Below are 12,037 nucleotides of genomic sequence, written 5' to 3'. Positions count from 1 at the left end.
GTGGTGTGCTTTTGATCCCCGGCCCCCGCCGAGCGTAGGGTGTGGGGTCTTAGGGGGGTGCCCCCACCCGCGGCCCCCGGGGGCGCGCCACCCCCCGGGGGTGGGGTGGCCCCGGCCTCCGGCCGTTCGTCAGGGGCGCGGCCCCGCGAACTCCCGCAGGACGGCGTTGTAGCGGGTGCCGAGGTCGACCCGGGTGACGTCGGAGAAGCGGAACTTCGTCGGCTCCGGGCGCCAGCGCGCCTCGGGGTCGACCTCGTGCAGCCGCAGCGAGGCGGGGCGCACGGCGGTGACGGAGCCGACCCAGCAGGAGTCCGGGGCGTTCCGCTCGGTGTGCAGCGCGATCAGGCCGTACTCCGCACAGGCGGCGGCGAGCAGCCCCGGCAGGTCGTCCAGCGGCAGTTCGGCGCCCGGCGGCCGGACGGGCCACCGGCCCCGGCGGCGCAGCACCCGCACGGTCAGGGTGTCGGGGCCGCCGAGGTCGCGGACCTTGCGCAGGTCGGTGGTGCGCACGGCCGTCCAGCCGTCGAGGTGGTGGTCGGTGCACGCGACGAGCAGCGTCCAGACCGGGCCGGTGCCGAGGACGAAGCCCTCCAGCTCGTCCGCGCCGGGGATCGAGCGGCGCAGCCGGACCGGCCGGCCTTCGCGGTGGGCGCGGTCGAGTGCGGCGCGGTGGTGGTCGTCCATGGGGCGGAGTCTGCCCCGGTCAGGGCCGTCGGCGCAGCCGGTTTTCAGCCGCGGTGCGGGCGCAGGGCGGCGCGCAGCCGGGCGTCGGGGAGCACGGCGGGGCCGTTCATGGCGACGGCGGTGAGCAGTTCGCGCTCCTCGTCGTCGGCGAGGCCGTGCTGGCGGGCCGGGCGGACCTCGCGCAGCACCTCCTGGCCGATCGGGGAGGCCCAGCGGGTGTACGGGTAGACGTCGACCCGGGCCATCAGCAGGGTGCCCGCGGTGAGCACCAGCGGCAGCGAGAACCAGGCGAGCGGGGCGAGGGTGTCACCGCCGGTGAAGCCGCTGAGCGAGACCGCGGCGGCGAGCAGCACCACCGTCAACAGCATCGCGTGCCGGACCTGGCGCACCACCACCACGGTGTTGCGCTGGACCAGGGCCGGGGTGGCCAGGCCGGCCAGCGCCAGCCGGGCGCCGATCTCCAGCACGGTGGGGTGCTCGCCCATCGCCCGGCGCAGCTCGTCGGTGCGGCACTGGCCCTCGGGGCCGACGGTGGCGATGACCGCCCGTTCCAGCCGGCTGCGGCCCCTGGGGTCGACCACGGTGGTCCAGCCGGTGTGGGCGAGGTGCAGGCGGCCCCGGCCAGCCATCAGGACGAGGGCGAGCTCCACCACCCGGTCCGGGCCGCCGGCCAGGTAGGCCGTCTCGTACAGTCCGATGCCGACGGCTTCCGGCGGGCGCCGACCGTCCTGGTCGGCGAGGGCATCGGCGGTGGCGGTCATCCGCACCAGCCGGAGGCAGGACAGCACCGCCGCGACACAGGCCGGTATCAGGAACAGCAACCACATGGGCTTGTTCTATGCCTGGGGCCCCGGCGCGGGGAACGGCTTCCCGGGGCGCGATACCGAACTGTGACGTCAGGAGCCGCCGCAGCTGCTCCCGCAACTGGACGAGGAACCGCAGCTGGAGGACGAACCGCAGCTCGACGAGGAGCCGCAGCTGGAGTGCGAGGAGCCGCCGCACGAGGAGTGGTGCGAGGAGCCGCAGGAGGAGTGGTGGTGGGTGGAGCCGGAGTCGGAGGAGCCGCAGGAGGTGGTGGTGGCGGTGGAGGCGGCGCCGCAGGAGGAGCCGCCTGACGATGAGTTGCCGGCCGAGGATCCGCCCGACGAGGAGAAGAAGGAGGAGGACGAGGCCGCCTGGGCCTGTCGCACCGCCTCGTCCTCGGCCGCCGCGGCCAGCATCGCGGCCTCCAGCTCCTGGTCGTCCAGCGCGGCCGCGGCCAGTCCGCCGAGGGCGACCGCGCCCAGCACCGCGCCGCCCGTCAGCCGGGGGGAGACGCCGGAGCCGGGCGTCCACGGGGTGCTGCCCTGCATCAGTGCGAGCTGGCGGTGCCCGGCCGGGGTGACCCGGCCGTCGGCGGGGAGGGTGGCGAGCAGGGTGACGGCGCCGAGGAGCAGCAGCAGGCCCGGGTACCAGAGGTTGGGGCGGTCGTAGAGGGCGTCGTTGTCGTCCAGCAGCAGGGCGAGCCCGGCGAAGACCACGACGTCGAGCATCGCCAGCCAGAGCAGCCGCCGTGCGACGCGGGCCCGGTGCAGCCGTTCCGGGCGGCGCATCAGGCCGCGGTCGGCGAGCCGGTCGCCGATCTCCTGGACGGCGGCGGAGCGCATCACCGTGCGGCGCACCGTGCCGAGTTGCCGGCTGCCGGTCGCGCCGACGGCGTCGTGCACGGCCTGGTCGACCGCGTCGTACGGGCGGGCGCCGGTGAGGGTGACCAGTCCGGCGCGGTTGATCACGACCTGTTCGCCGAGGTGCATCCGGACCAGCGCGGTGTCGAAGACCCGGCCCGGGCCGCCGGCCAGGAAGGCGGTGTCCAGCAGCGGCAGGCCGCGGCCGGGCAGGCCCTGCGGGTGGGGCACGTGGCGGACCCGCTGTCTGGCCTGGGAGGCGTACAGCGCGGCCGCGACCAGCAGGAGGGCCGGGATCAGGAAGTAGCTGTTGTGCCACATGGGCGGTTCCCCCGAATGAGACGTCGGATCAGTGGCCGCGCAGGGCCCGGCGCAGCCTGGCGAGCGGGCCGGGCGGCGGTTCGGGCGCCGGGTGGAGCCACTGCTCCAGGGCGCGGCGGTGGTCGGCGGCGGACGGGCCGCCGTCGGTGAGCACCCACGCGGCGAAGGCCCGGGCGTCGGCGTGGTAGCCGCCGGTCTGCGGGTGGGTGCGGGCGTAGGCGAGGAAGAGCGGCCCGTACGGTGCCCCGAGCAGGCGGGGCAGGTCGGGGGCGACCTTCGCGGTGGTGTCGCGCCGCTTGGCGGCGAGGCCGGTGGACTGGGCGCGGACCTGGTCCGGGTCGAAGCCGGGCGGGACGGGCCCGCCGGCCACCAGGGCGGCCAGCAGTTCCGTCTGGCGCCGGGCCAGGCGCCCCCGGGGGGTGCCGGTCGCGTCCTCGGCGCCGGCGCCCCCCTTCGGCTCGACGGGGTTCAGGTCGGGCGTCATCGGGTGCTCCCCTCCAGCACCCGACGGATGGCGTCCAGTTCACCGGCCAGTTCGGAGGGCGGCGGGAAGTCGGCGTCCCGTTCCAGCAGGACGCCGGGCGGTTCGACCCGCGCGCAGAGTTCGGCCAGGACCTCCAGCACCGGTTCGGTGACGGGGTGGGCGTGGGTGTCGTGCCACACGCCGTCGACCAGGGTGCCGCCGGCGACGTGCACGTAGGCGAGCGCCTCCAGCGGCAGGCGGTCGAGCTCGGCGGCCGGGTCGGTGCCGAGGTTGACCCGGTTGGTGTGCAGGTTGGCCACGTCGATCAGCAGTCGGACGCCGGTCCGCGCGACGAGTTCGGCGAGGAACTCGCCCTCGGTGAACTCGTCGTCGGGCCAGGCGAGTTGGGCGGCGATGTTCTCCAGGGCGAGCGGCACCGGCAGCTGGTCCTGGGCGATCCGGACGTTCTCGGCGATCACCCGCAGGGAGTCCCGGGTGCGCGGGACGGGCAGCAGGTGGCCGGCCTCCAGGCCGCCGGCCCGGACGAAGGCCAGGTGCTCGGTGACCAGGGGGGAGCCGAGCGCGAGGGCCGCTCCGGCGAGCCTGCCGAGCCGGCCGGGGTCGGGCCGGTCGGCGCCGCCGAGGCCGAGGCCGACGCCGTGCGGGACGACGGTGACGCCGCGTTCGCGCAGGACGGTGAGCGAGGTGGGCAGGTGGTCGGCGCAGACGTTCTCGGCGACCACCTCGACCCAGTCCAGGCCGGGCTGGCGCTCGACCACGGTGTCGATCTCGCTGCGCCAGCCGAGGCCGACGCCGAGCCGGGGCGCGGTGGTGCCCGTCGCGGTGGTGCCCGTCGTTGCGGTGCCCGTCGCGGTGGTGTCCACCGTGGAGGCGGTGGAGCCGGGCAGGTCCAGGGCAGGGGAGGTCATCGGTTCGCCCCCTTCGGAGGGCTGGGCGGGGAGGCCGTCGGGCGGTGCGGGCGTCGTCGCCAGGACCGCGCGGCCGTGTTGCTGAGGATGTCCCCGGGCGGGGTGGCTGCCAAGCCTCACCCGGTCTTCTCAGAGCATTATTTGAGCCTTGCCGTTCAGGTGCGCGAGGATTCCGGCCCGGCGTCCGGGGCGAATCCGCAGACGGGCGGCCCGGCGGCGGGAAAATTCGGAGGCGGCGGAGGACGGGCGCGGATAGCGTGCGCATCGATGACTGAGACCGAACTGACGATCCGAGACTTCCGCCCCGCCGACGCCGAGGCGGTGACCGCCGCCCACCGGGCCGGCCGCGAGCACCTGGTGATGAGCGCCGAGGCGCTGCTCTGGATGAACTCCCGGAAGAATCCCGAGGAGCGCTTCCGCACCTTCGTCGCCGAACTGGACGGCCGGGTGGTCGGCGCGGTGCGATGCGGACTGGTGCTCGGGACGACGACCACCGGCGTCGGCTACGCCAACGGCAGCGTGCTGCCCGGGTTCCGGCGGCGCGGCGCGGCCACCGCGCTGCTGGCCGCGGCCGAACGGCACCTGAGCGCCCACGGGGTGGCCGAACTGCACACCTGGCTGGACGACGAGCCCGCCGCCCTGGCCTTCGGTGCCGCCCGGGGCTACGAGCCGGGGCGCGAAGCCCACTTCGGCGGGCGGGACCTGACCCTCCCGCTGCCGCAGGCACCGGTGCGGCCGGCCGGCGTCGAGCTGCGCCCGGCCACCGACTGGGCGGACGATCCGCGCCCGCTGTTCCTGGTGGAGGCGGACGCGATCCGGGACGAGCCCGGCGAGGTGGTGATGGACGCCCTGGACTACGAGGAGTGGCTGCGGGGCGACTGGGCCCGGCCGGACCTCGACCTCGGGCTGACGGTGGTCGCCGTGGTGGATGGCGAGCCGGCGGCCTTCACCATGGCGCAGACCGACGGGGTGGACCGCTACTGGTCCGCGTTCACCGCCTGCCGCCGGGAGTTCCGCGGCCGCGGGTTGGCCAAGCTGGCCAAGCTGGAGTCGCTGCGGCTCGCGGCGGCGGCCGGTCACCGCCGCGCGTACACCAGCAACGACGCCACCAACGCGCCGATGCTGGCGGTCAACGCCTGGCTGGGGTACGAGCGCTGCGCGGGGGAGCGCAAGGGGATCAAGCGCCTGGGGTGACCGGGGGCGCGGAGATCCGGCCACCCCGATTTGCCGCGAAGGGGGGTATTTCCGGCCACGGACGGGGACATGACCAGGGCGCACAGTTCGTGGTCGAGTCTTCCTCCGGGGGATCATATGGAGATCCTGCTCCAGGTGCTGATCGCATCGGTACCGGCCGTGATCGGCTTCCTCGCGGCCCGTTCCCTCGCCCGTACCAGGCTGTTCCTGCGCTACGGCTTCCTGCGGGCGCTGCTGGCGCCGTACGGGCGGGTGCAGATCGTCATCCCGAGCCTGGAGGTGGCGGAGTTCGCCTTCACCTCGGACGGCTGCCAGCTGACCAGCCGCGGGCCGAAGAACGTGCTGTTCGTGCCGATGGCCGAGGCCAGGGCGATAGCGGAACTGACCGACCTGCTGCGGAAGGTCAACCGCAAGGCGACGATCGAGCTGGTGGTGGCGGGGGCGCAGGACCCGCGGATGCCGACCTTCTCGATCGGCGGGCCGGGCGTCAACTCGTACTCCGGTGGCGTGCTGGACACGGTGTTCCCGGACTTCGCGGTCGAGTACCCGGACGAGGCCCGTGCCCGCTGGGGCGGGATGACCTTCGAGGCGCTGTACAACCCGGCCGGGGAGCTGATCCGCGACCACGGCTTCATCTTCGTCACCCGCACGCCCCGGCAGGCGCCCTGCGTCGTGCTCTGCGGGGTGTTCGCCTTCGGTTCGGCGATGGCGGTGGAGGCCCTGACCTCGGCGAACCGCGGGTCCCCGCTGGCGGCGCTGTTCCGCTCGGGGGAGAAAGGATTCGTCGCGGTGGAGGGGCGGGTGATCGGGCTGGACACGGTGGACGTCACGGTCGAGGTCTGCCGGGTGCTGCCCACCCAGCGGTCCGACGTCCCGTCGGGTTTCCGGGGCGAGGTGTCCACCAGTCGTCCCGAGCCGTGAGACGATTGGTCTCGACCACGTGGTGCGAATCCGGACAGTGCGGGAGGGAACGGGGCACTAACTCCAGCTGTTCGTACAGCTTTTGCCCCACCCCTGACACAACATGGGCATAATCGCGCGCATGACGATCAACCGTGCGAACGTGAGCGCGATTGCCGAGGACCTGTACGTGTGGCTCCCCCCGAAGCGGGGCTGGGGCCTGGCCAACTGCGGCCTGCTGGCCTCGGAGACCACCGCGCTCTGGATCGACACCCCCTACGACCCCTCACTGGCCGGGGAGTTCCTGGCCGCCAGCCGGCGCCTGCTGCCGACCGGGGTCGACATCGACCGGGTGGTCGTCACCCACGCCAACGGCGACCACCTGTGGGGCGCCGGAGTACTCCCCGACGCCGAGGTGATCGCCACCCGCGAGGCGCTGGAGCACATCCACTGGGAGCCCACCCCCCAGCAGCAGCACGCCCTGCTCACCAACAGCGACCCGGACTCCCCGCTCGGCGGCTACCTCCGCGAGCACTTCGGGGGCTTCGACTGGTCCACCACCGAGCCGGTGCACCCGGACACCGTCTTCACCGGCGAGCTGGAACTCACGGTCGGCCGCTACCCGGTGCAGATCACCAGCCTGCCCGCCGCCCACACCGGCGGCGACCTGATGGTCCACCTGCCGCACCAGCGCGCCGTGTTCACCGGCGACGTGATCTTCTCCTCGACCCCCGAACAGCCCGGCGACCACCCCTCGCACTGGGCCGGCCCGCTGGAGAACGTCATCGGCGCCTGCGAACAGGCCCTGGACACCGGCGCGGAGATCTTCGTCCCCGGCCACGGCCCGGTGCTCGACCGCGAGGGCGTCCAGGAGCACATCGGCTACCTGGCGTACGTCCGCGAGCGCGCCCACACCCTGCACGCCGCCGGGATACCCGCGCTGGACGCCGCCCGGCGGGTGATCGCCGAGCAGCGCCACCCCGAACTCGGCCTGCCCGAGCGGCTGGTGCTCACCGTCGCGGCCGAGTACCGGCACCTGGACGGCTCCGAACTGCCCGGCATCCTGGACGCCATGGCCCAGGTCGCCGTGGTGGCCCGCGAACTGGCCGAGGACTCGGCCCGGATCCCGCGCCCGCGCCCCGCCCGGAACTGACCGCCCGGAACCGACCGTCGGGGTACCAGTCGTCGGGGCACCGACCGTCAGGCACCGGCCCCGACCCCGGCCGGACCCCGCGCGCACCCGGCACCCGCACCCCGGCACCCGCACCACCGCACCCGCGCGCACCCCGCTCCCGAGCTCCGCCCGGAACCGCACCCCGGGCGCAGGCCCGGGCCGAGCAGCAAGGACACCCGAGGACCCCGATGACGCAGATCGCGCTGATCGCGCTGATCGTCCTGGCGCTGGCCACCACCGCGGCCGCGGTCGTGCTCGCCCGCGGCCGGGCCGCGGCCGTCCGCCGGGCGGTGGCCGCCGAGGCCGCGCTCGGCCAGGGCGCGCAGCAGGCCCGCGCCGCCGAGGCCAAACTCGCCCGCGCGGAACGCCAGCGGGACGAGGCCCAGGAGGCCGTACGGAACGCCGCCGAGCAGACCCGGCGGGCCGAGGAGCACACCCGGGCCGCCGACCAGCGGGGCGCCGCCGCCAACGCCCGGGCCAAGGAGGCGAACGCCGGCATCGGGGAGGCGAACGCCCGCGCCGCGGCCGCCGAGGCCCGGCTGGCCGCCGCGGACCGCGGCGGCGCCGCACTGCTGGCGGAGATCGGCCACCTCGCCCAGGAGCGGGTCGCCGCCACCGCCGTCCGGCTGACCCACACCAACGCCCCGACGGTCGGCCCGCTGGACCCGCAGGCCGTCGGCCCCGAGGGCGTCCGGGCCCTGCAGTCCGTCCTGGACGCCACCACCGCGGCCCTCGCCGACGAGCGCGAGCGGGTCGACGCCGCCGCCCGGGCCGCCATGCGCGGCGCCACCTCCCGGATCCAGACCCTGCTCTACCAGATCCAGAGCCTGGTCCAGCAGCTCCAGCACGACAACGACGACCCCCGGCTGCTGGAGGTCGACTTCCGCAACGAGGTCGCGCTGCGCCGGATCCAGACCGTCGCCGTGCTCTGCGAGGCCTGGCCGGGCCTGGCCCGGACCGACTCCCCGCTCGCCGAGGTCGTCGTCGGCGCGCTCTCCCGGGTGCCCGGCTACGCCCGGATCAAGGTCGCCAACCACCTGCGCGAGCAGCGGCTCGCCGTGGTCGCCCGGGCCGCCGAGCCGATCGCCATCGCCATCGCCGAACTGCTCGCCAACGCCACCGCCTACTCCCACCCGGAGACCGACGTCCCGGTCACCGTCCAGCAGGGCGGCCGCGGCGCACTGGTGATCGTCGACGACAGCGGCATCGGCATGGACGAGGACCAGCTGCGCCGGGCCCGCCGACTGCTGGCCGGCCCGTCGGACGTGCTGCTCACCGAGCTGGGCAACCCGCCCAAGACCGGCTTCGCGGTGGTCGGCAAGCTGGCCCGCCAGTACGGCTTCACCTGCCACATCGAGCCCTCGCCGTACGGCGGGATGCGGACCCTCCTGCGCATCCCGGCCGCGCTGGTGACCACGGTGGACGACGAGCAGCCGCTGTCCGTGCTCACCCCGCTGCCGCTGCGGGCCGGCAGCGGCCCGGCACCGGCGCCCACCGTCGCGGCCGTCCCGCCGATGCGCGACGCCGACGAGCAGGCCCCGCCGGTGCTCGCCGACCGCCACAACCAGCCCGGCCCGCACCCGGCGCCGGCCATCCACGTGGTGCCCGACCCGGACACGGGGACCACCCCCGACGGGGACGGCAGCGGCCTGCCCAGCCGGCGGCGGCGGCGTCCGCGCACCGGCGAGGAACCGGGGGCGGCGCCCGGGGCACCGTCCGCCGGAGCACCGTCCGCCGGGGCATCGTCCGCCGGGACGGCGGGCGGCCCGGGGGAGCAGCCCGCACCGTACGTCCGCACCCCCGAGCGGGCCGCCGCCCACTGGCAGGCCCTGCAGCGCGGCACCGACTCCGGCCGGGCCGCGGCGGCACAGGCCGCCCCGGGCACCCCCGGGAGCACGGCGACCGGCAGCACCGGCGACACCCACAGCACCCGCAGCACTGGCGAGACCCGCAGCACCGGCGACACCACCGCCGGCCGCGACACCGGCGACACCACCGCCGGACCGACCGGTGACCGCACCACCGGACCGACCTTAGAAGGAGCCGAGCAGTGAGCAGCTCGCCCAGCCCGACCGCCACCGAAGAGATCTCCTGGGTGCTGAACCCGCTGCTGGAGCTCCCGGGGGTGCTGCACGCGGTGGTCGCCACCGGTGACGGCCTCGTCGAGGCCGCCTCCGACGGCCTCGGCCGGGCCTCCGCCGAGCGGGTCGCCGCGATGACCGCCACCGTGCACGCCGCGGCCCGCGCCTTCACCACCGCCTTCACCGACGTCGAGCGGCCGCGGCTGGCCCAGACCGTGGTGGAGTCCGACCTCGGCTACGCCATCGTGGTCCCCGCCGGGGAGAACACCTCGCTCGCCGTGTTCACCGCCCCGGACGCCCAACTCGGCAACGTGGCCTACCAGATGCAGCTCCAGGTCGCCGCCCTCGGCCGGGCCCTGGCCAGCCCGTCCCGGCAGGAGGCCGGCGCGCAGGGCACCCCGACCGGGTCATGAGCGCCGTCCCCCGCAGGCGGATGGTGCCCGCCTACCTGGCCACCGGCGGCCGCAGCCGCCCCGGCACCGACGGCTTCGAGCGGCTGACCGTCCTGTTCGCGGACCGCGCCGAACCGCCCGGCGACCTCGACCCCGAGCACCGCCGGCTCTGGGAGCTGCTGCGCCCCGGGGCGCTGACCGTGGTGGAGGCCGCCGCGCACCTGCGCCTGCCGGTCAGCGCCACCGTCTTCCTGGCGGCCGACCTGGTCGAGGCGGGCTGCCTGCGCGCCCGCGCGCCGATCCCGCGCGCCCAGCAGACCGACCGCTCCATCGTCGAGAGGCTCCTCGTTGGACTCCGTGCGCTCCGGTGACCCCGGCCCCGGCCCCGGCCAGGACCTCCCGGCCGCAGGGTCGAGCCGGGTGGGCTACCTGCCCGACCGGGACCAGCTGCTGATGAAACTGGTGGTCGCCGGCCCGTTCGGGGTCGGCAAGACCACGCTCATCCGCACCCTCTCCGAGATCGCCACCCTGCACACCGAGGAGGCGATGACCGAGACCGGGCGGCCGGTGGACGACCTGGCGGGCCTGCCGGAGAAGACCACCACCACCGTCGCGGTGGACTTCGGCCGGCTCACCCTGCCCGGCAACACGGTGCTCTACATGTTCGGGACCCCCGGCCAGCGCCGCTTCTTCCCGCTCTGGCAGGACATCGCCCGCGGCGCCCTGGGCGCGCTGGTGCTCGCCGACACCCGCCGACTGGCCGACTCCTTCGAGATCATGGACATGGTCGAGGAGCAGGGCCTGCCGTACGCCGTCGCCGTCAACACCTTCCCGGACTCCCCGGAGCACCCGCCCGAGGTGCTGCGCGCCCACCTGGACCTGCACGCCGCGACCCCGCTGCTGCTGTGTGACGCGCGCGAGCGCGGCAGCAGCCTCGACGCGCTGATCGCCCTGGCCGAGCACGTCCTGGAGACCCTGCCCGCCACCGCCACCGCCACCGATCCCCAGGAACGCCCGTGACCGTCGAGACCCGACCGACCCCGATCTACGGCCCGGTCTTCGCCGCCGACCCCCAGCTGGTGTACGAGCGGCTGCGCCGCCACGGCGCCGTCGCCCCGGTCGAGATCGCCCCCGGCGTCGAGGCCCTGCTGGTCACCGACTACCAGGCCGCCCTGGACCTGCTGCGCGACACCGACACCTTCTCCAAGGACTCCCGCGCCTGGCAGGCGACCGTCCCGCCGGACTCCCCGCTGCTGCCGGTGCTCGGCTACCGCCCCACCGCGCTGTTCAGCGACGGCGCGACGCACGCCCGCTACCGCGCGGTGATCACCGACGGCCTGGCCCTGCTCGAACCGCACCGGTTGCAGCGCCAGGTCGCCGAGGTCGCCCACCAGCTGATCGACCGCTTCGCCGCCGTCGGTAGCGCCGACCTGATCGCCGAGTACGCCCGCCAGCTGCCCGCCTTCGTGCTGACCACCGGGTTCGGCGTGCCGGAGGAGGAGCACGCCGAGGTGGTGGCCGCGATCACCGGGCTGATCGAGTCGGGCGCCCGGGCCGGTGCCGCGTACGGCAAGCTCGTCGCGGTGGTCACCGCGATGGTCGCCGAGCGCCGCGAGCGCCCCCGGCACGACCTGGCCTCCTGGTTCGTCACCCACCCGGTCGGGCTGGACGACGACGAGGTGATCCGGCAGATCACCCTGACCATGATCGCCGGGCACGAGCCGACCACCAACCTGATCGGCAACGCCCTGCTGCGCCTGCTCACCGACGCCCGCTACGCCGGCTCGCTGTTCGGCGGCGCGATGACCGCCCACCAGGCGATCGACGAAGTGCTGTGGCACGAGCCGCCGATGGCCAACCTCTCGGCCCACTACCCGCGGTACGACATCACCTTCCACGGCCGCGAGATCGCGGCCGGCTCGCTGGTGCTGGTCTCGTACGCGGCCGCCAACTCCCAGGCGGCGCCGGCCACGGACGGCGCCGAACTGCGCAGCGGCGAGAGCGCCCACCTGGCCTGGGCGGCCGGCCCGCACGCCTGCCCGGCCCGGGACCCGGCCCTGCTGATCGCGATCACCGCCATCGAGCAGCTGACCAGCCGGCTCAGCGACCTCGAACTGGCCACCCCGGCAGGTGAGTTGCTCTGGCGCCCGGGCCCGTTCCACCGCGCCCTGGTCCACCTGCCGGTCCGCTTCGCCCCGGTTGCCGGATAGGGCCAGTCTTCGAACTCCCGCAGAC

The 12,037-nt window shown here is 75.2% G+C and carries 11 protein-coding genes and 1 pseudogene; 8 read left to right on the top strand and 4 right to left on the bottom strand.

Annotated elements, in window-relative coordinates; genetic code table 11:
• Positions 1 to 129: 129 nt before the first annotated feature.
• The 4 genes and pseudogenes from ACFV8H_RS40160 to ACFV8H_RS40145 all read right to left on the bottom strand — a co-directional run bounded on the left by ACFV8H_RS40160 (position 130) and on the right by ACFV8H_RS40145 (position 4,061).
• Entirely contained in the window at positions 130 to 684 is a 555-nt protein-coding gene (locus ACFV8H_RS40160) for a hypothetical protein (RefSeq protein ID WP_380409551.1), read from the bottom strand.
• A 44-nt stretch (positions 685 to 728) separates the two neighbouring features.
• Positions 729 to 1,511, bottom strand: a complete 783-nt coding sequence (locus ACFV8H_RS40155) for a TIGR04222 domain-containing membrane protein (RefSeq protein WP_375888303.1) — start codon at positions 1,509 to 1,511, stop codon at positions 729 to 731.
• A 69-nt stretch (positions 1,512 to 1,580) separates the two neighbouring features.
• Complete coding sequence (locus tag ACFV8H_RS40150) at positions 1,581 to 2,669, bottom strand: TIGR04222 domain-containing membrane protein (protein WP_380409549.1); 1,089 nt, start codon at positions 2,667 to 2,669, stop codon at positions 1,581 to 1,583.
• Positions 2,670 to 2,697: 28 nt separating this feature from the next.
• Positions 2,698 to 4,061, bottom strand: a pseudogene (locus tag ACFV8H_RS40145) (DUF692 domain-containing protein).
• A gap of 267 nt (positions 4,062 to 4,328) precedes the next feature.
• Here ACFV8H_RS40145 and ACFV8H_RS40140 point away from each other — a divergent pair.
• The 8 genes from ACFV8H_RS40140 (at position 4,329) to ACFV8H_RS40105 (ending at position 12,012) form a co-directional block, all read left to right on the top strand.
• A complete protein-coding gene (locus ACFV8H_RS40140) occupies positions 4,329 to 5,255 on the top strand; it encodes a GNAT family N-acetyltransferase (RefSeq protein ID WP_380409548.1) in 927 nt (308 codons plus the stop codon).
• Positions 5,256 to 5,390: 135 nt separating this feature from the next.
• Complete coding sequence (locus ACFV8H_RS40135) at positions 5,391 to 6,176, top strand: hypothetical protein (protein ID WP_380409546.1); 786 nt, start codon at positions 5,391 to 5,393, stop codon at positions 6,174 to 6,176.
• 121 nt (positions 6,177 to 6,297) lie between these two features.
• On the top strand, positions 6,298 to 7,308 hold the full coding sequence (locus ACFV8H_RS40130; RefSeq protein ID WP_380409545.1) for an MBL fold metallo-hydrolase: 1,011 nt from the start codon (positions 6,298 to 6,300) through the stop codon (positions 7,306 to 7,308).
• A gap of 209 nt (positions 7,309 to 7,517) precedes the next feature.
• A complete protein-coding gene (locus ACFV8H_RS40125; RefSeq protein ID WP_380409543.1) occupies positions 7,518 to 9,383 on the top strand; it encodes an ATP-binding protein in 1,866 nt (621 codons plus the stop codon).
• Positions 9,380 to 9,823 carry a roadblock/LC7 domain-containing protein gene (locus tag ACFV8H_RS40120; protein WP_380409541.1) on the top strand — a complete coding sequence of 148 codons (444 nt, stop codon included), beginning with the start codon at positions 9,380 to 9,382 and terminating at the stop codon, positions 9,821 to 9,823. Before ACFV8H_RS40125 ends, ACFV8H_RS40120 begins: the two co-directional genes overlap by 4 nt.
• Positions 9,820 to 10,173, top strand: coding sequence for a DUF742 domain-containing protein (locus tag ACFV8H_RS40115; protein WP_375888319.1), 354 nt, complete (start codon positions 9,820 to 9,822; stop codon positions 10,171 to 10,173). The genes ACFV8H_RS40120 and ACFV8H_RS40115 overlap by 4 nt, the downstream gene beginning before the upstream one ends.
• A gap of 82 nt (positions 10,174 to 10,255) precedes the next feature.
• Complete coding sequence (locus tag ACFV8H_RS40110) at positions 10,256 to 10,822, top strand: ATP/GTP-binding protein (RefSeq protein WP_375888485.1); 567 nt, start codon at positions 10,256 to 10,258, stop codon at positions 10,820 to 10,822.
• On the top strand, positions 10,819 to 12,012 hold the full coding sequence (locus ACFV8H_RS40105; RefSeq protein WP_380409539.1) for a cytochrome P450: 1,194 nt from the start codon (positions 10,819 to 10,821) through the stop codon (positions 12,010 to 12,012). The genes ACFV8H_RS40110 and ACFV8H_RS40105 overlap by 4 nt, the downstream gene beginning before the upstream one ends.
• Positions 12,013 to 12,037 lie beyond the last annotated feature (25 nt).

It is taken from the genome of Kitasatospora sp. NPDC059827 (assembly GCF_042731675.1).
Classification (GTDB): Bacteria; Actinomycetota; Actinomycetes; order Streptomycetales; family Streptomycetaceae; genus Kitasatospora.
The sequence above is the reverse complement of the archived record's forward strand: the minus strand, read 5'-3'. Positions and strand labels throughout refer to the sequence as shown.

Excerpts from the sequence above, each read along its gene's own strand:
- ACFV8H_RS40160 (WP_380409551.1), bottom strand. The coding sequence starts at position 684 with ATGGACGACCACCACCGCGCCGCACTCGACCGCGCCCACCGCGAAGGC.
- ACFV8H_RS40155 (WP_375888303.1), bottom strand. The coding sequence starts at position 1,511 with ATGTGGTTGCTGTTCCTGATACCGGCCTGTGTCGCGGCGGTGCTGTCC.
- ACFV8H_RS40150 (WP_380409549.1), bottom strand. The coding sequence starts at position 2,669 with ATGTGGCACAACAGCTACTTCCTGATCCCGGCCCTCCTGCTGGTCGCG.
- ACFV8H_RS40140 (WP_380409548.1), top strand. The coding sequence starts at position 4,329 with ATGACTGAGACCGAACTGACGATCCGAGACTTCCGCCCCGCCGACGCC.
- ACFV8H_RS40130 (WP_380409545.1), top strand. The coding sequence starts at position 6,298 with ATGACGATCAACCGTGCGAACGTGAGCGCGATTGCCGAGGACCTGTAC.
- ACFV8H_RS40125 (WP_380409543.1), top strand. The coding sequence starts at position 7,518 with ATGACGCAGATCGCGCTGATCGCGCTGATCGTCCTGGCGCTGGCCACC.
- ACFV8H_RS40115 (WP_375888319.1), top strand. The coding sequence starts at position 9,820 with ATGAGCGCCGTCCCCCGCAGGCGGATGGTGCCCGCCTACCTGGCCACC.
- ACFV8H_RS40110 (WP_375888485.1), top strand. The coding sequence starts at position 10,256 with ATGAAACTGGTGGTCGCCGGCCCGTTCGGGGTCGGCAAGACCACGCTC.